This window comes from Dickeya chrysanthemi NCPPB 402 (assembly GCF_000406105.1).
Taxonomy (GTDB): Bacteria; Pseudomonadota; Gammaproteobacteria; order Enterobacterales; family Enterobacteriaceae; genus Dickeya; species Dickeya chrysanthemi.
Genome location: NZ_CM001974.1, coordinates 2,691,837 through 2,711,579, shown reverse-complemented (window position 1 = coordinate 2,711,579; position 19,743 = coordinate 2,691,837). Strand labels below are relative to the sequence as shown.

The 19,743-nt window shown below is 57.6% G+C and carries 16 protein-coding genes and 1 pseudogene; 8 read left to right on the top strand and 9 right to left on the bottom strand.

Annotation, left to right across the window (positions count from 1 at the left end; all coding sequences use genetic code 11):
- Positions 1-61: 61 nt before the first annotated feature.
- The 9 genes from DCH402_RS12135 to pspF all read right to left on the bottom strand — a co-directional run bounded on the left by DCH402_RS12135 (position 62) and on the right by pspF (position 10,154).
- Entirely contained in the window at positions 62-1,993 is a 1,932-nt protein-coding gene (locus tag DCH402_RS12135) for an exoribonuclease II (protein WP_040001304.1), read from the bottom strand.
- Between the two features lie 141 nt (positions 1,994-2,134).
- Positions 2,135-2,410, bottom strand: coding sequence for a DUF2335 domain-containing protein (locus DCH402_RS12130; RefSeq protein WP_411431457.1), 276 nt, complete (start codon positions 2,408-2,410; stop codon positions 2,135-2,137).
- Positions 2,411-2,642: 232 nt separating this feature from the next.
- Positions 2,643-3,434 (bottom strand): enoyl-ACP reductase FabI, encoded by a 792-nt coding sequence (gene fabI / locus DCH402_RS12125; RefSeq protein ID WP_040001303.1) that lies wholly within the window; start codon positions 3,432-3,434, stop codon positions 2,643-2,645.
- A 184-nt stretch (positions 3,435-3,618) separates the two neighbouring features.
- Complete coding sequence (gene sapF, locus DCH402_RS12120) at positions 3,619-4,434, bottom strand: putrescine export ABC transporter ATP-binding protein SapF (RefSeq protein WP_040001302.1); 816 nt, start codon at positions 4,432-4,434, stop codon at positions 3,619-3,621.
- Positions 4,434-5,426, bottom strand: coding sequence for a putrescine export ABC transporter ATP-binding protein SapD (sapD, locus tag DCH402_RS12115; RefSeq protein WP_040001301.1), 993 nt, complete (start codon positions 5,424-5,426; stop codon positions 4,434-4,436). The genes sapF and sapD overlap by 1 nt, the downstream gene beginning before the upstream one ends.
- A gap of 15 nt (positions 5,427-5,441) precedes the next feature.
- Positions 5,442-6,332, bottom strand: a complete 891-nt coding sequence (gene sapC, locus DCH402_RS12110) for a putrescine export ABC transporter permease SapC (protein WP_040001299.1) — start codon at positions 6,330-6,332, stop codon at positions 5,442-5,444.
- A complete protein-coding gene (gene sapB, locus DCH402_RS12105; protein WP_027711808.1) occupies positions 6,319-7,284 on the bottom strand; it encodes a putrescine export ABC transporter permease SapB in 966 nt (321 codons plus the stop codon). The genes sapC and sapB overlap by 14 nt, the downstream gene beginning before the upstream one ends.
- A complete protein-coding gene (gene sapA, locus DCH402_RS12100) occupies positions 7,281-8,981 on the bottom strand; it encodes an ABC transporter substrate-binding protein SapA (protein ID WP_040003561.1) in 1,701 nt (566 codons plus the stop codon). The genes sapB and sapA overlap by 4 nt, the downstream gene beginning before the upstream one ends.
- A 180-nt stretch (positions 8,982-9,161) precedes the next feature.
- Complete coding sequence (gene pspF, locus DCH402_RS12095) at positions 9,162-10,154, bottom strand: phage shock protein operon transcriptional activator (RefSeq protein WP_040001298.1); 993 nt, start codon at positions 10,152-10,154, stop codon at positions 9,162-9,164.
- A 219-nt stretch (positions 10,155-10,373) separates the two neighbouring features.
- Between pspF and pspA the strand changes: the two genes are divergently transcribed.
- From pspA to tyrR, 8 genes and pseudogenes are all read left to right on the top strand, one after another.
- Positions 10,374-11,039 (top strand): phage shock protein PspA, encoded by a 666-nt coding sequence (gene pspA, locus DCH402_RS12090; RefSeq protein WP_040001297.1) that lies wholly within the window; start codon positions 10,374-10,376, stop codon positions 11,037-11,039.
- Between the two features lie 63 nt (positions 11,040-11,102).
- Complete coding sequence (gene pspB / locus DCH402_RS12085) at positions 11,103-11,330, top strand: envelope stress response membrane protein PspB (protein ID WP_012769477.1); 228 nt, start codon at positions 11,103-11,105, stop codon at positions 11,328-11,330.
- Entirely contained in the window at positions 11,330-11,689 is a 360-nt protein-coding gene (gene pspC / locus DCH402_RS12080) for an envelope stress response membrane protein PspC (RefSeq protein ID WP_027711813.1), read from the top strand. Before pspB ends, pspC begins: the two co-directional genes overlap by 1 nt.
- Before the next feature lie 147 nt (positions 11,690-11,836).
- A complete protein-coding gene (locus DCH402_RS12075; protein WP_040001296.1) occupies positions 11,837-13,252 on the top strand; it encodes a YcjX family GTP-binding protein in 1,416 nt (471 codons plus the stop codon).
- The gene (locus DCH402_RS12070) at positions 13,249-14,328 is read left to right on the top strand and encodes a TIGR01620 family protein (RefSeq protein ID WP_040001295.1); all 1,080 of its coding nucleotides are present in this window, start codon (positions 13,249-13,251) and stop codon (positions 14,326-14,328) included. The genes DCH402_RS12075 and DCH402_RS12070 overlap by 4 nt, the downstream gene beginning before the upstream one ends.
- Before the next feature lie 243 nt (positions 14,329-14,571).
- Positions 14,572-15,990 (top strand): MFS transporter, encoded by a 1,419-nt coding sequence (locus DCH402_RS12065; RefSeq protein ID WP_040001294.1) that lies wholly within the window; start codon positions 14,572-14,574, stop codon positions 15,988-15,990.
- 457 nt (positions 15,991-16,447) lie between these two features.
- Positions 16,448-18,011, top strand: a pseudogene (locus tag DCH402_RS12060) (M20/M25/M40 family metallo-hydrolase).
- A gap of 117 nt (positions 18,012-18,128) precedes the next feature.
- Positions 18,129-19,694 (top strand): transcriptional regulator TyrR, encoded by a 1,566-nt coding sequence (gene tyrR, locus DCH402_RS12055; protein ID WP_040003560.1) that lies wholly within the window; start codon positions 18,129-18,131, stop codon positions 19,692-19,694.
- Positions 19,695-19,743: the final 49 nt, after the last annotated feature.

Genomic DNA, 19,743 nt, shown 5'->3' with positions numbered 1-19,743 from the left:
CGACAGTCGATCCGGCGATAAAAAAACGCCACCCGAATGGATGGCGTTATACCGGTTCGCGTCAGGCCGCCGGTTTGGCGATGATGCTGCGGGTTTCGAGCCGTACCTCGGTCAACATGACCGTCAGAGTATCGCTCTGCCGGTAAACCGGTTCGCCTTTCACCGTGACGATGCCGGTGTCCTGACTGCACACCAGCTCGTCGCGCACCGCGTGGATAAACGAGGCCGGAATAAAGGCGGTGGCGCCGTTTTCCAGCAAACGTACACGCAGACCGCCGCGATTAACGTCCATAATCTCACCGGTAAAGCGGGCATCGGTGCCGGCTTTGTCTTTCAGGAAACGGGCGTACAACCAGTCGCTGACGTCGCGTTCCGCCATGCGATTGAGGCGACGGCGCTCGGCCAGTTGCAGCGTCACCTCGTCCTGCGGTTTTTCCGCCGCGCTTTGGGTGATGACAGCTTTCAGCAACCGATGGTTAACCATATCGCCGTATTTACGGATCGGCGAAGTCCAGGTGGCATAAGCCTCCAAACCGAGACCGAAATGCGGGCCCGGCACGGTGCTGATTTCCGCAAACGTCTGGAAGCGGCGAATGCGGCTGTCGAGGAATTGGGTCGGCTGTGCGTCCAGTTCACGGCGCAGAATGCAGAAGCCGTCCAGCGTCAGTAGTTGCTGAGCATCGGCCTGAATACCATTGCTTTCCAGTACCGCGACCGCCTGGTCAATGCTGACCGGGTCGAAACCGTTGTGGACGTTGTAAATACCGAAGCCGAGTGTGTCGCGCAGCACCTGTGCCGCGCAGATGTTGGCGGCGATCATCGCTTCTTCCACGATGCGGTTGGCGATGCGGCGTGGTTCGGTAACGATATCCAATACTTCGCCTTTTTCGCCCAACAGGAAGCGATAATCCGGACGGTCGCGGAACACCAGCGCATGTGCGGTGCGCCACGCACTGCGGGCCTGGCAGACGCGATGCAGCAGACGGATCTGAACGGCGATATTTTCGCTTGCCGGCTGCCAGTTGCCTTGTTGCTCCAGCCAGTCGGAGACCTCGTCGTACACCAGCTTGGCGCGAGACTCGATCCAGGCGGCAAAGAACCGAATCTGGCTCAGTGCGCCGTCGGCGGCGATGGTCATACGGCAAGCCAACACCGGGCGACGCTCATTCGCGCGCAGCGAACAGATATCGTCCGACAAGTGGCGCGGCAGCATCGGAATATTGAAACCGGGCAAGTAGTTGGTGAAGGCGCGTTGGCGGGCAATGGCGTCCAGCTCGCTGTCGGCAGGTACGTAAGCGGTCGGGTCGGCGATGGCCACCGTCATTTCCAGCGTACCGTCGCCGTTGTCCTGCACGTACAAGGCATCGTCCATATCTTCGGTGCTGGCGCTGTCGATGGTGACAAAGTCCAGCCCGGTCAGGTCTTCGCGTACCAGCGTGCCGTCATCGAGTTCGGCGGCATCGGCATTCGGCGCTTCACGTTCCAGATTATGACGCGACAGCGTGACCCACCAGGGAGCCAGCGGGTCGTCGCCGTTGGTGATGTACTGGGTCAGATCGGCAAAGAAACCGCGGTCGCCTTTCAGCGGATGACGGCGCATTTCTGCTACCGCCCAGTCGCCTTCTTTGAAATCCTGTTCGACGCCACGCGCCGGGCGGCAGGGAATCGCCTCTTTCAACAACGGATGATCGGGCACGATGGACAGACGGTCGTCTTTTTTCTGGACCCGGCCGACAAACCGGGTCAGGAATGGTTCCACCAGTGATTCCGGTTCGGCGATTTCGCGCTCTTTTTCGGTGTGCAGCGTGGCGATAATACGGTCGCCGTGCATCACTTTCTTCATGTACGGCGGCGGGATGAAATAGCTCTTCTGCGCGTCGGCTTCAAGAAAACCGAATCCTTTGTCGGTGGCTTTGACGATGCCTTCCGCTCGTGGCGTCTGAGAGTGGAGTTGCTGTTTAAGCTGCGCAAGCAGCGGGTTGTCTTGAAACATAGCGTCCAGAATTGCGGTTAATAGTGGCTTTAGCGGCAGACAGTTTTACGCGAATCGGCCGCTGGCGGCAAGCGTTGCTGCACATGAATAGCCTGCATAAGGCAGGCATGTTTGAACTGAATCCTGGAGAATGCTGGTGGGTTACTCGTTATTGTTGGAACGGCGATATCTTCCGATAATAAACGCGCAAGCGAGTCCGATTAAATCAAGTGTGATTAACGTACCGGCAAATACCATTTCGCCCTTCCAGGCAAAAAAAGTCGTGATTACCAGAATTGCCATGGTAATGGCAAACGCCATCCATTGTCCTCGTTTGTCTCTGCTCATCTCGCCTTCAAGGCTTTTTTCAGTAATACGATGGCGATGCGCTTGCTCTCGCTCGCTTTTTGCCATGATTCTCTCAGCACCGTTAGGCACGATATGCGCGCCGCGATCGGCCGCATGACGCAGGCTGTGCAGCATCCGCGGATGATTGGTAGCGGGGTTTTGGCCGAACACGAAAATGGCGTCGCGTTGACGATCACGGTATTGACGCGAGTCGTGTTAGCGGAAAAGGTGGTGATGACAAGCGATGGCAGGGGAACGGAAGAGGTGAGCTTACGGGGAAACAGTCCTGTACCGGGCCGCGAGCCCGGTACAGATGACGATATTATTCGCCCAGTTCCAGCTCGTTCATGGCAGCGATGTTGAAACCGCCGTCAACGTGCAGAACTTCACCGGAGATACCGGCAGCCAGGTCGGAACACATGAAGGCGGCGGCATTGCCCACGTCTTCAATGGTGACCACACGGCGGATCGGCGTAACCGCTTCGCAGTGAGACAGCATCTTTTTGAAGTTCTTGATGCCGGAGGCAGCCAGTGTGCGGATCGGACCGGCAGACACCGCGTTAACGCGCACGCCGTCACGGCCCATCGCATTCGCCATGTAACGAACGTTGGCTTCCAGCGAGGCTTTAGCCAGGCCCATGACGTTGTAGTTCGGAATGGCGCGCTCAGCACCCAGGTAGGACAGCGTCATCAGCGCGGAATTCGGGTTCAGCATGCTACGGCAGGCTTTCGCCATCGCTACAAAGCTGTAGGCGCTGATATCGTGCGCAATGGCGAAACCTTCGCGGGTGACGGCGTTCACGTAGTCGCCGTCTAACTGGTCACCCGGCGCATAAGCGATGGAGTGCACGAAGCCGTCAAATTTCGGCCATACTTTCGCCAGCTCGGTGAACAGTGCCTCAATGCTGGCATCTTCTGCCACATCACAGGGTAACACGATGCTCGATCCGAACTCTTTGGCAAACTCGTCCACACGCGGTTTCAGCTTGTCGTTCTGATAGGTGAACGCCAGTTCTGCACCTTCACGATGCATCGCCTGGGCGATACCGTATGCAATGGAGCGGTTGCTGGCAACGCCCGTTACCAGAATGCGCTTACCGTTAAGAAAACCCATGGCAGTATCCTTGTGATCATTGTTGCTGCGATCATCGTCAATAAAAATAATTATTTACCATGATCGGTGTGAATAAACCGGGCGATTCTAGCATGTATGGTGCCCAAAGGGGTACTCCAACCACTAGACGCAGGGGGCTTGAGCCCCTGCGTTTTTCCTCGCCGGGTCAGATATGGCGCGGCTTTCACGTGCGGTGACTGTCTGTGCGCCAGGCATCGGCGCTCAGCGCTTCGCCGAAGTGACTGGCAATCAGCCGTTTGGTCAGATCATGCAACGGTGCCGCCAGCACATCGGCGGTACTGCCGCGTTCGACCACTTCGCCGGCCTGCATCACCAGAATCTGATCGCTGATATGTTTCATCATGCCGAGATGCTGGGTGACGTAAATATACGAAATACCGTGTTTTTCCTGTAGTTCCAGCATCAGGTTGATGATCTGCGAGCGCACCGACATATCCAGCGACGCCAGCACTTCATCCGCCACGATCACTTTAGGTTGCAGAATTAACGCCCGGGCCAGGCCGATACGCTGTTTTTGTCCCGGTGCCAGAGCGTGCGGGTAATAGGTGGCGTGATCGGCGCGTAAGCCGACCTGACGCAACGCCAGATTAATGGCTTTTTCCCGCTCCTGCGGCGTCAGGTCGGTATTGAGACGCAGCGGCAGTTCCAGCAATTGGCCAATACGCTGACGTGGATTGAGCGATGTCGCCGAATCCTGAAAGATCATGCGTATCCGCTGGCTGCGGTAGTGATAATCGCCATACTGCAAGGGGTGGTCGTCGATCACCAGTTCGCCGGAGGTCGGGGGAATCACGCCGCTCAGCATCTTGGCCAGCGTGGATTTCCCGGAGCCGTTTTCGCCGATGATTGCCAGCGTTTGTCGCTCCCGCAACGTAAAACTCACTGATTTCACCGCTTCGACGTGCTGACGGCGGAACCAGCCGGTACGGTAGCGAAACGTCTTGGTGAGATTACGGGCTTCCAGCAGGGTTTCCACCATCAGGATTCCTCCATGTTGAGCGGGAAGTGACAGGCATACCAATGGTTTCTTACCGGGATCAGCGGCGGTGCCGTCATGCACTGTTTCTGTGAATAAGGGCAACGGGGACCAAGCCGACACCCTACCGGCAGGTGCGCCAGCGACGGAATCGCCCCCGGCAGCGTGTTAAGGCGGCTTTTATGCGGCAACGAGCAGCCGAAATCCGGCATGGCGCGGATCAGCGCCTGGGTATAAGGATGGTGCGGCGCGCTGATCAATTCATCGCTGACGGCGCTTTCCACCGTCTGGCCGCAATACAACACGTTGATGCGGTCCGCCCATTTGCTCATGGTCTGCAAATCGTGGCTGATCAGCAAAATGGTGGTGTTGTTGTTCTGATTGAGCCGGGAGAGCAGGCGGAAGATTTGCGCCTGCGTGGTGGCTTCCATCGCGTTGGTCGGCTCATCGGCAATCAGCAATCGGGGCTGATTGGCGAGCGCGATGGCGATCATCACTTTCTGGCACTCTCCCTCGGTCAATTCGTAGGGGAAACTGCGCATGACATCTTTATGGTCCTTGATGCCGACGCGGTGCAGCAATTCGATGGCGCGCCGTTTGCGCCAGTTGAAGCGTTGCCACCAACGGCCTTTGTAGGTCCAGCCGGGGATGGATTGAATCAACTGACGGCCGACGCGTGCGGACGGATCGAGACAGGACTGCGGTTCCTGAAAGATCATCGACATGTTGTGCCGCACCAGTTTACGGCGCTGAGGCGGCGTGAGTTGCAGCATGTCCACGTCATCGAAGCGAAAACGGTCGGCGGTGATGCGCCAGTTTTCTTTATTGATGCCGCAAATGGCTTTGGCGATCAGGCTCTTGCCGGAACCTGACTCACCCACCAGCCCGCGAATTTCGCCTTCGTTGAGGTTGATGCTGACACGATCCACTGCTTTCACCGGGCCGTCCGGCGTGAGGAATTCAATGGTCAGATTACGAATTTCCAGTAATGCCATGGTGTTGTTCCGTCACTATTCGGTTTGAGCAAGCAGGGCGCGGCGAATGCCATCCCCCAGCAGATTGACGATCAGTACGCTGAGGGTGATCGCAGTACCGGGCAACATCACCGTCCAGGGGGCGGCGTAAACCAGTTCCAGCGAATTGCCCAGTAATACGCCCCACTCGGTGGTGGGTAGCTGGGCGCCCAGATTCAGAAAGCCGAGCGCGGCGATATCCAAAATGGCGATGGAGAACGCGCGGGTGACTTCACTGACCAGCACTGGCAGGATGTTGGGTACTACCGCATACCAAAGCAGATAGCGTGTCGAGGCGCCGTCGAGCCGGGCGGCGGTCACGTACTCTTTTTCCAGCTCGTCATGTACCGCGGAATAGATAGTACGCACCATACGCGGCAGCAACGCCATCCATACCGCCAGCATGGCGTGTGTTAATTGCGGGCCGATAAAGGCGATCACCACCATCGCCAGCAGCAACGAAGGAATCGACAGCAGCGGGTCGAGAATATGGTTGAGTACGGCGGAACGCAGGCCGTGGGTTACCCCGGCCAACATGCCGATCAAAATGCCGACCAGCGTGGCCGCCAACGTGACCAGCAACGCGGAGCCAAACGTCGGTGCGGCTCCGCTCAGCAAACGGCTTAACAGGTCGCGGCCCAAATCGTCGGTGCCGAGAAAAAACGACACTTCGCCATAGCGAGACCAGGAGGGCGGCAGCAACTGGTAACCGAGGAACTGTTGATCCAACGCGTAGGGCGCCAGCGTGTTGCCGAACAGGCACAATCCCAGTAGCAATAGAAAACCGTAAAAACCGATCATCGCCATCCGATCCTGGCGGAACACATTCCAGGCATCGCGCCAGCGGCTGGGGAGCGCTTTCTCGCCGTAAATATTATCGGAGTGCATACCATTCCTTATGTTTCAGCGGGTTTGCCATGGCGCCCCAGATATCGGACAGCACGTTGATGGTGATCACCAGCGCGCCGACCACCATCACCCCGGCGGATATCGCCGCAAAATCCTGCTGACGGATGGCATTGACCAGCCAGCGGCCGATCCCCGGCCAGTTAAACACCACTTCGGTGATCATCTCCAGCGTCAGCATGGTGGAGAATTGCAACCCCAGTTGCGGAATGATCGGCGGCAGCGCGTTATGCAGCAGATGACGACGAATCACGGTAGCTCGCGGCAAACCACGGATAATCGCCGCTTTGATGTAATTCTGGGTGCCGACGTCGGTGGTACTGATACGCATCAGGCGGACAACTTCGGTCGTCGGCCCGACCGACAGCACCAGCACCGGCAGAATCATGTGTTGTATGGCGCTGGCGATCATCTCCTCCCGATAGGGGGAATGAGCGAGCCAGGCGTCGATCAGCGCGAAACCGGTCACCGGCGGCACCGGGTAAAGCAAGTCGAAACGCCCGGAAACCGGCAGCCACCCCAGGTGCAGCGAGAAGAATAAGGTCATCAGCAATGCCAGCCAGAACACCGGCAATGAGAAGCCCAGCAGCGCCAGCGCGCTGATAATCCGGTCGGCGGCTTTGTGTTGCAGTACGCCGGTGGTGATGCCAAGCGGGATACCCACCAGCAACGACAACGAAAACGCCAGCAGACAGAGCTCGACGGTGGCGGGCAGCACTTCCCGCAGCTGTTCGCTGATTGGCTGCCCATTGGTGCTGGAGACGCCGAAATCGCCCTGCAGCAGGCTGCCGAAATAAAAGCGATAGGCATCGAGCAGCGCCGCACCATTGAGCGGCGCGTGTGGGGTGTAATACAGCAGGCTAAAACCGATCAACGAGAGCAGAAACAACGTGACCAGCAACAACAACAAACGGCGAAGCGTAAAGATAATCACGGTTGCTCTCCCTGAATCGGCGTGCTGGAAGATGGGTCAACGGCGTGGTCATTCGGTTTTTCTTGATTGCCTTCATCACGGTAGACGCCGGCGAAGGAGGCATTCCCGAACGGGCTAAGTACCAGACCTTTAATATCGTAGCGATACGCCTGCATCCGCAATGACGAGGCCAGCGGCAGAACCGGCAACTGTTCGGCCAGAATATGGTGCGCGACCCGATAGTATTCCATACGCCGCGAGAGCTGCTGGGAAGAGAGTGCATCCTGCAGCACCTGATCGAAACCGGGATCGCACCAATGAGCATAGTTGGTCTGGGAGCGAATAGCGGCGCAACTCAGCAGCGGCCGGAATACGCTGTCCGGGTCGTTACTGTCGGTCGCCCAGCCGGCCAGCGTCAGGTCGTGGTTCATTTCCATCAGGCGTGCTTCCTGAAAGCGGCCTTCTACCGGCACGATGGTGACCTGGATACCCACCTGAGCCAAATCGGCCTGAATCAATTCGGCGGTCTTTACCGGGCTGGGGTTATAGGATTGCGAAGCGCTCGGCACCCACAACTGTAACTGTAGATGGGTAATGCCCAGCTCTTTGAGCAACTGACGCGCTTTTTCCGGGTTGTACTCGGTAACCTGCGCCTCATTGTCGTAAGCCCAGGACGCGCGCGGCAAAATCGACGCGGCGGTTTCCGCGGTGCCGTAGTAAATCGACTGCATCAGGCGATCATTGTTGATCGCCAGCGCAACGGCGTGACGCACGCGAGCATCATCCAACGGCGGTTTGCGCACGTTAAACGCCAGATAGGCGACGTTCATCCCCGGACGCAGCGACAAACGCAGGCGCGGGTCATTACGCAGAATGCTCAGTTGGCTGGCGGCCGGGTAGGCCAGCACATCACATTCGCCGGTCAACAGCTTGGACAGTCGGCCGGTGCCGCCGGAGCCGAGGTCCACCACCACCTGTTCCATACGTGGCCGACCGCGCCAGTAATCGTCGTTGCGTTTCAGGCGCACATACTGGCCGTAACGGTATTGCTCCAGTCGATAAGGGCCGGTGCCTACCGGTTGACGGTCAAGCAGTTCACGACGATCTTGCCGGGTCAATTGCTGGGCGTATTCCGCCGACAGGATGGGCGCATAGTGGGTCGCCAGATGCCACAGGAACGACGCATCCGGGCTGTTCAGACGGATCTCGATGCTGTAATCGCCCAGCTTGCGAATGCTCTGCACGTTGTCGGCCAACTGCAGGCTATCGAAATAGGGGTATTCGCCGCCGTTGATGTCGTGGAACGGGTGCTTTTTGTCCAGCATCCGCTGGAAACTGAACAGCACGTCGTCGGCGTTCAGCATCCGGCTGGGGGTAAACCAGGCGGTTTGCTGGAACGGCACATCGCGACGCAGGGTAAAGCGATAGGTCGAGCCGTTATCGCTGACATCCCAGTGTTGCGCCAGTTCCGGCATCAAGCGGTAAGTGTAGGGATCGACGCCCAGCAAGCGGTCATAAAGCTGCGCGGCCAGCGTGTCCACCATCAACCCGCTGCGCGACATTTGTGGGTTAAAGGTGCTGAGCACATCATTGACGCAATAGACAAAACCGCTCTGGCGGATAGTTTGCGCCGGCGCCGCGGGGACGGTCGGCATCTGTGCCATAACGGGCTGCGTCAGCCAGGCCAGCGCCAGTATCAGAAGGTGTTTTCCGGACATACGGTTTTTTTTCAGACAATCGGCAATACACAGAGTGTACCGCACTCTGCCATTCCGCCCAATTTCTTACGCTTATCTGCCGGTTTTTTCTACAAAGTGATGCGGTTATCGGCAAGGGTTGATATGTATTTGCACATCAGAACCCTGGCGATGCCGCCGGCCGCCGCAGATTTCACCGGGTTACTCATTGGCGCCAATCTCGTGTTTTTTTAACAGGCCGCGAAACTGATGGTAGGTGAGCGCCAGCAATCCGGCGGCTTTACGTTGGTTGAACTGTGCCTGAGCGAGCGCCTGTTCTACCAGTTGCCGTTCCTGACGGTGTTGCCAGTCGCGCAAGTTCAGCGGCAGGGTGGGTACAGCGCCGGAGGGTGACTGAGCGGCGTGGGTATGCGTCGGCGCCAGTGGTTTAAACGGATTCAGAATAATGTGATCGACCGGGTCAGGGGTGGTGCCGTGACGATACAGCGAACGCTCCACCACGTTTTTCAGCTCGCGGATATTGCCCGGCCAGCGGTAATCCAGCAGGGTTCGTTCCGCCTGCGGGCTGAAACCGGAAAAGAGCGGCAACCCCAGTTCCCGGCACATCTGTACCGCGAAGTGCTGCGCCAGCAGCATGATGTCTTGCTGGCGCTGGCGCAGCGGCGGCAGGTGCACCACATCAAAGGCCAGCCGGTCAAGCAGGTCGGCGCGGAATTTTCCCTGTGCCGCCAGCGCCGGCAGGTCTTCGTTGGTGGCGCACACCAGCCGGACATCCACCTGCAGCGACTGTCCGCCGCCCACGCGCTCCAGCACGCCGTATTCGATCACCCGCAACAGCTTTTCCTGCACCAGCATCGGCGCGGTAGCCAGTTCGTCCAGAAACAGGGTACCGCCGTCGGCACGCTCAAAACGCCCCAGATGGCGCTTCTGGGCACCGGTAAACGCCCCGGCCTCGTGGCCGAACAGCTCGGAATCCAGCAGATTTTCGTTCAGCGCCGCACAGTTAAGCGAAATAAACGGCCCCTGCCAGCGGGGAGACAGATAATGCAGACGGCTGGCGATCAACTCTTTGCCGGTTCCCCGCTCGCCAATCACCAGTACCGGTTTGCTGAGCTGCGCCAACTGTGAGACCTGTTCCAGCACTTCCAGAAAGCTGTTGGCTTCGCCCAGTAGTGATTCCTGCTCATGCGCCATGACATCACCTTGTATTTTTCACTACTTATTAGTCAATTTGACCATATCAAAGATAGCGTATACTGTATATCAAAATGAATAAACTGTTATTTATCAATATATTATTTTTAATGTCGAAATTGGCACGGTATTTGATTATGACAAGACGTCATCAGGCAACGGCTGATGGAGATAACGAACCGGGCGTCGCAGACGCCGGAAATCACTGAGGAGTAGAGTATGGGTATTTTTTCCCGTTTTGCCGACATCGTGAACGCCAATATCAATGCTTTGCTGGATAAAGCTGAAGATCCGCAGAAACTGGTGCGGCTGATGATTCAGGAAATGGAAGATACACTGGTTGAAGTGCGTTCCACTTCCGCCCGGGCGCTGGCTGAAAAGAAACAGTTGGTGCGTCGTATCGAGCAGGCTCGCAGCCAGCAACTGGAGTGGCAGGAAAAAGCCGAGCTGGCGTTGCGGCGTGAACGCGAGGATCTGGCGCGAGCCGCGCTGGTGGAAAAACAGAAACTGACGGAACTGGTGGCGGTGCTGGAGCAGGAAAGCACCACGATGGAAGAGACGCTGGTGCGCCTGAAGCGGGAAATCGGCGAGTTGGAGAACAAACTGACCGAAACCCGTGCTCGCCAGCAGGCGCTGACGCTGCGCCACCAGGCGGCCAGTTCATCCCGCGATATTCGCCGCCAGCTCGACAGCGGTAAACTGGATGAAGCGATGGCCCGTTTTGAACAGTTTGAGCGTCGCATCGATACCCTGGAGTCGGAAGCGGAAAGCGTGGGGCTGGGTAAACAAAAATCGCTGGAACAGCAGTTTGCCGAGCTGAAAACCAGCGATGAGATCGATGCGCAACTGGCGGCGCTGAAGGCCAAAGTAAAACCGGCGGAATAACCGCCATCGGCTGCCGTTGCCGCGGCAGCCTTATCGCATCGCTATAATAATGAAGGAGAAAAAATGGGTGCTCTGGTACTGACAATGATTCCGCTGACGGTATTTCTGCTGTTTGTCGCACCGCTGTGGTTGTGGCTGCACTACAGCCAGCGCCGCCGCGCACCGCTCTGGGATCAGGCTGAACAGCAGCGGCTGGCGCGCTTAACGGAAGACGCACAGCGTATGCGCGAGCGAATTGAGGCGCTGGAACAGATTCTGGATGCCGAGCATCCCAACTGGAGGCAATCCTGATGAACACCCGTTTTGAACGAAAACTCTATCGTTTGCCGGAAGAGGGCATGATCAAAGGCGTATGTGCCGGGTTGGCACGCTATTTCGATGTGCCGGTGAAACTGGTGCGCCTGATCGCGGTGCTGTCGATTTTTTTCGGCCTGTTCCTGATTACCGTCATCGCCTATATTGTCCTCTGTTTTGTGATGGACCCGGCCCCGCCGGAGGCGTATCAGACGGCTAACGCCGAGGTATCTTCACACGCCTTGTTGGATCACGCCGACGCGATATTAAGCGACAGCGAACAACGGTTGCGACACATTGAACGCTATATCACATCGGACACCTACGGCGTGCGCAATAAGTTTCGCCAGCTGTAATCACCTTGCCGGCCGCCGGGTCGGCATGACGCTCTGGGCGGGATCCTGCGCCGGCAGTGAATCCCGCCTGTTGTTTTTTGTCAGCGCCGCGCCATCATGCCGTTATCGTCTGGTTAAGACGATGGCAGGAGAATGAACAGGAGTGCCATGGCTTATTCCCATCATTTCAACCGGTTACAGAGTGAATTCGGCGCGTTGGTGAATCGTAGCGCCGATCGTCATCTAAGATTGGCCGTTACCGGTCTGAGCCGTAGCGGTAAAACGGCGTTTATTACCTCATTCGTGAATCAATTGCTGAATGTGCAGCATGGTGCGCGGTTGCCGCTGTTTTCCGTCGCGCGCGAAAACCGCCTGTTGGGCGCGCGCCGCATCCCGCAGCGTGATTTGGATATTCCCCGGTTTGCCTATGACGACGGTATGGCGTCGCTGTACGGTGTGCCGCCCGCCTGGCCGACGCCGACGCGTGGCGTGAGCGAAATCCGGCTGGCATTGCGTTACCGTTCCCGCGATAGCCTGCTGCGCCACTTCCGCGATACCGCTACGCTGTATCTGGAAATCGTCGATTATCCCGGCGAATGGCTGCTGGATTTGCCGCTGCTGGAGCAAAGTTACGCCGACTGGTCACGACAGATGGCCGCCCTGTTGCAGGGCGATCGGTTACGTTGGGCGCAACCCTGGCTGGCGCTATGCGAAAAGCTGGACCCGCTGGCGCCGGCCGATGAAAACCAACTGGCGGCGATCGCCCAGGCCTATACCGACTACCTGCTGCGCTGTAAGCAGGAAGGGTTGCATTTCATTCAGCCGGGGCGTTTTGTGTTGCCGGGCGATCTGGCCGGCGCGCCGGTATTACAGTTCTTTCCCTGGCCGCAACCCGATGAGCGGCTGGATGCCGCACTGATTCAGGCCGGCGATCACACCCTGATCGGCATGCTGCGTCAGCGATTCGATTATTACTGCCGGCATGTGGTGCGAGAGTTTTATCGCCAGCATTTCGTGCGCTTTGACCGGCAAATCGTACTGGTGGATTGCCTGCAACCGCTCAACCACGGCGTACAGTCGTTCAACGATATGCGGCTGGCGTTGACCCAACTGATGCAGAGTTTTCATTACGGCAAACGCACTTTGCTGCGCCGGTTGTTTTCGCCGTGTATCGACCGGTTGATGTTTGCCGCCAGCCAGTCTGACCACATCACCGCCGACCAACACGCCAATCTGGTATCGCTGTTGCAGCAGTTGGTGCAGGAAGCCTGGCGCAATGTGGCGTTTGAAGGCATTGCGATCGATTGTGCCGGCATTGCCGCGGTACAGGCGACGCAGAGCGGCGTGGTATCGCATCAGGGGCAATCGCTGCCTGCCTTGCGCGGCCATCGGTTGGCCGACGGCGAGCCTGTCACCCTGTATCCCGGCGATGTGCCGTCACGTTTGCCGGACCCGTCGTTCTGGCGTGAACAGGGATTCCATTTTGAACCGTTTCGCCCGCCGGAAATGCAAATGGATACGCCGCTACCGCATATCCGTATGGATGCGGTGATGGAGTTTTTACTGGGAGACAAATTGCGATGAACGAACCGCTGAAACCCCGAATCACTTTTGAGCAGGCACCGGACGAACCGGTTGCCGCGCCGTTGCGTCCGGCCGTCGCGTTTGACGACAACGCACAGCGTTTTGTGCCGACGGCCGCGGCGGTCGATGCTGACTCGCTCGAGGATGAAACCGCCGGGCAACGGGTCAGCGACGCGCTGCGGCCTCGGAGCAGCCTGTGGCGACGGATGCTGGGCGCCGGCGTGGCGTTATTCGGCATCAGTGCGCTGGCGCAAGGTGGGCGTTCGCTGTATCAGGCGTGGAGCAGCCAGGACTGGATTGCGCTCGGCGGCGTGGCGGCCGGCATCCTGATTATTGGGGCCGGGGTAGGATCGCTGGCAGTTGAATGGCGGCGGTTGTATCGGCTACGCCAGCGTGCGGAAACCCGCGACCATGCCCGGGAGTTACTCGCCAGTCACGGCACCGGGCGCGCCCGTGCTTTTTGCGAACAACTGGCGCGTCAGGCCGGGCTGGAGACCGGGCATCCGGCGCTGCTGCGCTGGCAGGCGTCGCTGCATGATACCCATAACGACCGGGAGATCATGGCGCTCTACGCACACCTGGTGCAACCGACGCTGGATGCGCAGGCGCGCCGCGAAATTAGCCGCTCCGCCGCCGAATCGGCGCTGATGATCGCCGTCAGCCCGCTGGCGCTGGCGGATATGGCTTTTATCGCCTGGCGTAACCTGCGGCTGGTCAACCGTATCGCCCGGTTGTACGGCATCGAACTGGGTTACTTCAGCCGAATTCGCCTGTTCCGGCTGGTGTTGTTGAACGTGGCGTTTGCCGGCGCCAGCGAACTGGTGCGGGAGATCGGTATGGATTGGATGTCGCAGGACCTCGCCGCGCGTCTGTCGGCGCGTGCCGCGCAGGGGCTGGGTGCCGGCCTGCTGACCGCGAGACTGGGGATCCGCGCCATGGAGCTGTGCCGTCCGCTGCCCTGGCTGGACGATAAACCCCGACTGGGGGATTTCCGGCGTGAGCTGATAGGCCGAATACGCAACACCGCATCGTCCGGGGAGTCGTATCGGGCTGGCGGCATGAAAGACGCAACATGAAAGCCTCTCCACAGGTTGTGCGTTATGTAACCAGCGGTATCACCTGTCGAGCGCTATCACGCGCTGGATGGCGATAACCTGTCGATTATCTTCGTAAAGCGGCAAAACGAGGTGTTACCGCTCGGTTATATTTTAATATCTTGAAAATAGTTTCATTATTATACAATAACAAATGATAATTATTGTCGCTATGGTTTGCCAGGATGTCATCACTGACAACCTATCATCAATCAGGGGCAATCCATGGATTCAAGGTTTACTGCGCGCAATGCGCCGACGGTTTATGCCGTCAATCATCCTCTTCCGCTCCATTTGCTGGCGACGCGCATCGATGCTTTACCCTCGTCCTGGGGGCTGTGGCGGTTCATCATCCTGTTGTCTCTGGGTGGTTTTTTTGAACTCTACGATCTGTTTCAGACCGCCTACATCAGTACCGGCCTGATTAGCGAGAAGATTTTTCATACCGGAAAGGAGGGGTTGCTGGGCGTATCTGATCAGGCGACCTTCGCTTCCGCGACCTTTTTCGGCCTGTTTATCGGTGCCAGTCTGTTGGCGCCGCAGGCGGACAGACTCGGGCGCCGCGCGGCGTTTATGTTTGCGATGGTATGGTACGGCGTATTTTCGCTGTTGATGGCGTTCCAGACCCAGGTGGAATGGGTGATCCTCTGTCGCTTTTTGGTGGGCATCGGCCTGGGCGTGGAGCTGGTGACCATCGATACCTACCTGTCCGAATGGATGCCGACCCACCTGCGCAACCGGGCGTTTGCTCTGGCGTTTTTTATACAGTTTTTGTCGGTGCCGACGGTGGCGTTGATGTCGTGGTGGCTGGTGCCGCAAACCCTCTGGGGGGTATCTGGCTGGCGTTATGTGGTGATCATCGGTGCGCTGTGTTCGCTGGTGGTGTGGTTGTTGCGGCGGAATCTGATGGAGTCCGCACGTTGGCTGGCGTCGCGCGGGCGTTACCGGGAAGCCGAACAGGTGATGACAGCGATGGAGTACCGTTGCGGCGTTCCGCCGGGTAAGCCGCTGGCGCCTCAGTCGGCGATCACGCCGCCGTTACGCGGACGCTTTCGCGATATCTGGTCGGCGCGTTATCAGCGGCGTACTCTGATGCTGGTCGTGATGAATATCTTTCAGGCTATCGGATTTTTCGGCTTCGGCAACTGGCTGCCTGCGTTGCTGGCGGGGCGGGGCGCCAGCGTGACCCACAGCCTGCTGTACGCCTTTTTTATTACGCTTGCCTATCCACTCGGATCGCTATTATGCAGTTGGTATGCCGGCAAACTCGAAAACAAATGGCAGATCGTGTTGTCGTCTCTGATGACGGTGGTGTTCGGTACGTTGTTCGCTTTTCAGACGCACCCGCTGTGGCTGATTATTTGCGGTTTCCTGATTAGCTACGCCAATGCCTGGCTAACCATCAGCTATCATGCTTACCAAACCGAGGTGTTTCCCACCGCAGTACGCGCTCGCGGCGTCGGCTTTTGTTATTCCTTCAGCCGTCTGTCCACCGCGCTCAGCAGTATCGTCATCGGCCTGATTCTGCAGAACTATGATACCAGCGGCGTGCTGGCGTTTATCATCATCAGCATGTTAACCGTTATCGTGACGGTCGGGGTATTCGGCCCGCGAACTCGCGGCGTTCGGCTGGAAAATATCTGATTGTTCCGGTGAATCGCTATCGATAATGAAAAATACAGCCGAAAAACAACCGGGTTTTGATATAGCCCGCATTGTGTTGTCGTTAAGCATGTTTATCTATACCCGTCATACTTCAAGTTGCTGGTGCGTTGGCTGCGTGACTCGGCCCATCAATGGGCCTCGCCCTTCGGGCCGCTGCAAGCAGCGTTCAAATCGGCGTATGCCGATTTGTCGTTCACCCGAATCACTTACCTGAGTAAGCTCATCGGGATTCACTCTCTTGCCGCCTTCCTGCAACTCGAATTATTTGGGGTATATACTTGCCATACGTCAGGTGGTGGGTGCGATGCAATCGCGCATGACCTGAGGTAGACAGGCAGGGTAAAACTGGTGGGTAAGTCGCTCAGGCGATGGGTGATGTTGCCGATAACCATAAGATAAATGTGCTTTTTTCCTCTGGCTGGAAGGATACTGACTAATGTCTCGTGGCAAAAAACTCCTGGTGGCCGGCGTGCTCGGCGCGCTGACGATGGCGGCCTCCGTTCAGGCACAGCAGTGGATTATGACGCCGGCTGACGCGCAAGGCTTCGCTAAGGCCAGCTTTCCTGAATATCTTGAGGGCCTGACGCTCAGTAACGACACCGATATCGCCGCGGATATTCAGCGCAATCTTAATTGGCTGGATAAGGCGTTCCAAAAGCGAGGGTTTTCCACTCAACAATTGGCGAACGGCGCTCACCCGATGCTGTACGCCGAACTGGGGCCGATGCAACCTAACCGTCCGACGGTATTGTTTTTGATGCACTTCGACGGGCAATCGGTCACGGCGTCCGACTGGACGAGCGACCCGTGGAAACCGACGCTGAAAATCAAGGATGCGCGCGGAATCTGGATGCCGCAGCCCAATGATCGGCTGATGCAACCGGGGTTGGACCCGGAATGGCGCGTATTTGGTCGGTCCGCGTCGGACGGTAAAGGGGTGATCTCGGTGCTTCTGACAGCGGTGGATGCGATTAAAAGCGCTCGAGTTGCGCCGACGGTAAACATCAAGGTGTTGCTTGATTCGGAAGCTGAGCGCGGTTCGCCGCATTTGACGGCGGTGGTCAACCAGAATGCGGTCCGGCTCAAAAACGACGGCGTCGTTATTTTCAACGGCGCGGTGAATACCAACAACAAACCGGTGATCACCTTTGGTTATCGTGGGTCGATACAGGTCGATATGACGGTGTTTGGCCCCGACCCGGCCGCCCACAGCGGGGCGTTCGGTAATGTGATTATCAATCCGGTGCAACAACTGGCCGCGTTGCTGGCCGGCCTCAAAGATGCTGATGGCCGGGTCACCTTGTCTGGTTTCTATGACCGGGTCAAACTGACGGACGATGAGCGTAAGCAACTGGCGTTGCTGGCACCGCCGGCGGGGACCATCGAAAGCCGTTACGGGGTTACCCAACTGGAAAAAAATGGCCCCCAACCCGGTGGAAGCGGTGCAATACCCGTCGCTGGATGTTATCGGCCTGCGTGCCGGCGATACCGGGCGTAAAGCGATATATGCCATTCCTTCGACGGCGACCGCCAGTATCAATATTCGAACGGTGCCTGAAACGTCGCCGGATTATCTGTACGACCTGCTGAAAAAATATGTCGTCGCCAAAGGATTCTATGTGATCCGGTCCGACTCGCCGTCGTTGCAGGAGCGTAATCATAACGCCCGGTTGATCTCGGTGAGCCTGATGACGTCATCAGGCAGTTCATTCGCCGTACGTACGCAGATGGCGTCGCCGTTGGCGAAATGGGCGATAGACGGTGTGAAAGCGCCGGGTAAAGGTGAGCCGGAGAAAAACCGTATGTTGGGGGTATCGCCGCCGATCAACGGCGCGCTGGCGGCGCTGAAAAATGCGTTTGCCGTGGTATCGCTGGTCAATGCGGATAACAACGCGTACGGCAGTGACGAAAATATGCGTATCGGTAACTATATCGAAGGCATTCGCATCATGGTTTCCATGCTGACTACGCCGTTTCCTGAAGAGGAAAAGGCCAAGTAATCCGCTATTCGGTTGCCGGGGTGTCAACTTTTGCTGACACCCTACTTCATCCGGTTGCGGTGAAAGGGTATGATGCAGTTCTCGTCCCTGTCGCACCTGATGAAGAAGGTTTTATTGATGCGTCTGGAAGTATTTTGTGAAGACCGAATTGGTCTGACTCGTGAGCTGCTCGATCTGCTGGTACTGCGACAGATTGACCTGCGCGGTATCGAAATCGATCCCGCCGGTCGGATCTATCTCAATTTCACCACGCTCGGTTTTGACGCCTTCCGTGAGTTGATGACGGAGATTCGTCGTATCTCCGGCGTCAGCGATGTGCGCACCGTGGCATTCATGCCGTCCGAGCGGGAACACCGGGCGCTGAATGCGCTGCTGGAATCCATGCCCGAGCCTGTGCTGTCGTTTGATCTTAAAGGTAAAGTCGAGTTGGTTAACGCCGCTGCGCTCAGCCTGTTTGAACTGACGCAGGAAAAAGCCCGTACCCTTAACGTCGGCCAGCTATTAACTGACTACCATTTTGCCCGCTGGCAAGAGCAGGGCGGCCAGCCGGAGATGACCCGAGTCGTGATTCGCGGCCAGGATTTTCTGCAGGAAGTGACCCCGGTGCATCTGGAGGACGACAAAGGTAAATCCATGGTCGCCGGCGCGCTGGTGACGTTGAAATCGGCGGCGCGAATGGGCCGCCAACTGCAGGATACGCCGGTCAACGACGAACGTGAATTCGACCATATCGTGGCGGTTGGCCCGCGCATGCGTCAGGTTGTGGAGCAGGCGCGTAAGCTGGCAATGCTGGATGCGCCGTTATTGCTGATAGGGGAAACCGGTACAGGGAAAGATATGCTGGCCCGTGCCTGCCATTTGCGCAGCCGCCGCGGGAAAAAACCGTTTCTGGCGCTCAACTGCGCCGCCTTGCCGGATGACGTCATGGAAAGCGAGCTTTACGGTCATGCGCCGGGTGCTTACCCCAATGCGCTGGAAGGGAAAAAAGGCTTTTTTGAGCAGGCCAACGGCGGTTCGGTACTGTTAGATGAAGTCGGCGAAATGTCGCCGCAGATGCAAACGAAACTGCTGCGTTTCCTTAACGATGGTACGTTCCGCCGGGTAGGAGAAGAGCATGAGGTGCACGTGGACGTGCGTATTTTCTGCGCCACGCAGAAAAACATGCTGGACCTGGTGCAACGCGGGCTGTTTCGGGAAGACCTTTATTACCGCCTGAATGTACTGACGCTGCAACTGCCGCCGCTGCGCGAGAGCCCGGCGGATGTGATGCCGTTAGTCGAGCTGTTTGTTGCCCGATTTGCTGATGAACAAGGAATCGCACACCCCCGTATCGCGCAGGAGGTGCGTAACCTGTTGCCTCAATACGGTTGGCCGGGCAATGTGCGTCAATTGAAAAACACCATTTATCGGGCGTTGGCGCAACTGGAAGGTGATGAATTGCGTCTGCGTGATATCGATTTACCGGCTTTCCAGCCGGAAATTGCCCACAATGACGATTTACTGGAAGGTTCCCTCGACGATATCAGCAAGCGGTTTGAGCGCTCGGTACTTACCCGCCTTTACCAGACTTACCCCAGTACCCGCAAGTTGGCTAAACGGCTCGGCGTGTCTCACACCGCCATCGCCAACAAATTACGGGAGTACGGACTGAGTAGCCGCAAAGGTGGTGATGAGGACGAATAACCCCCAATAACCAGATGAAAGTAATACCCGATGAAAGTATCAAAGCGGA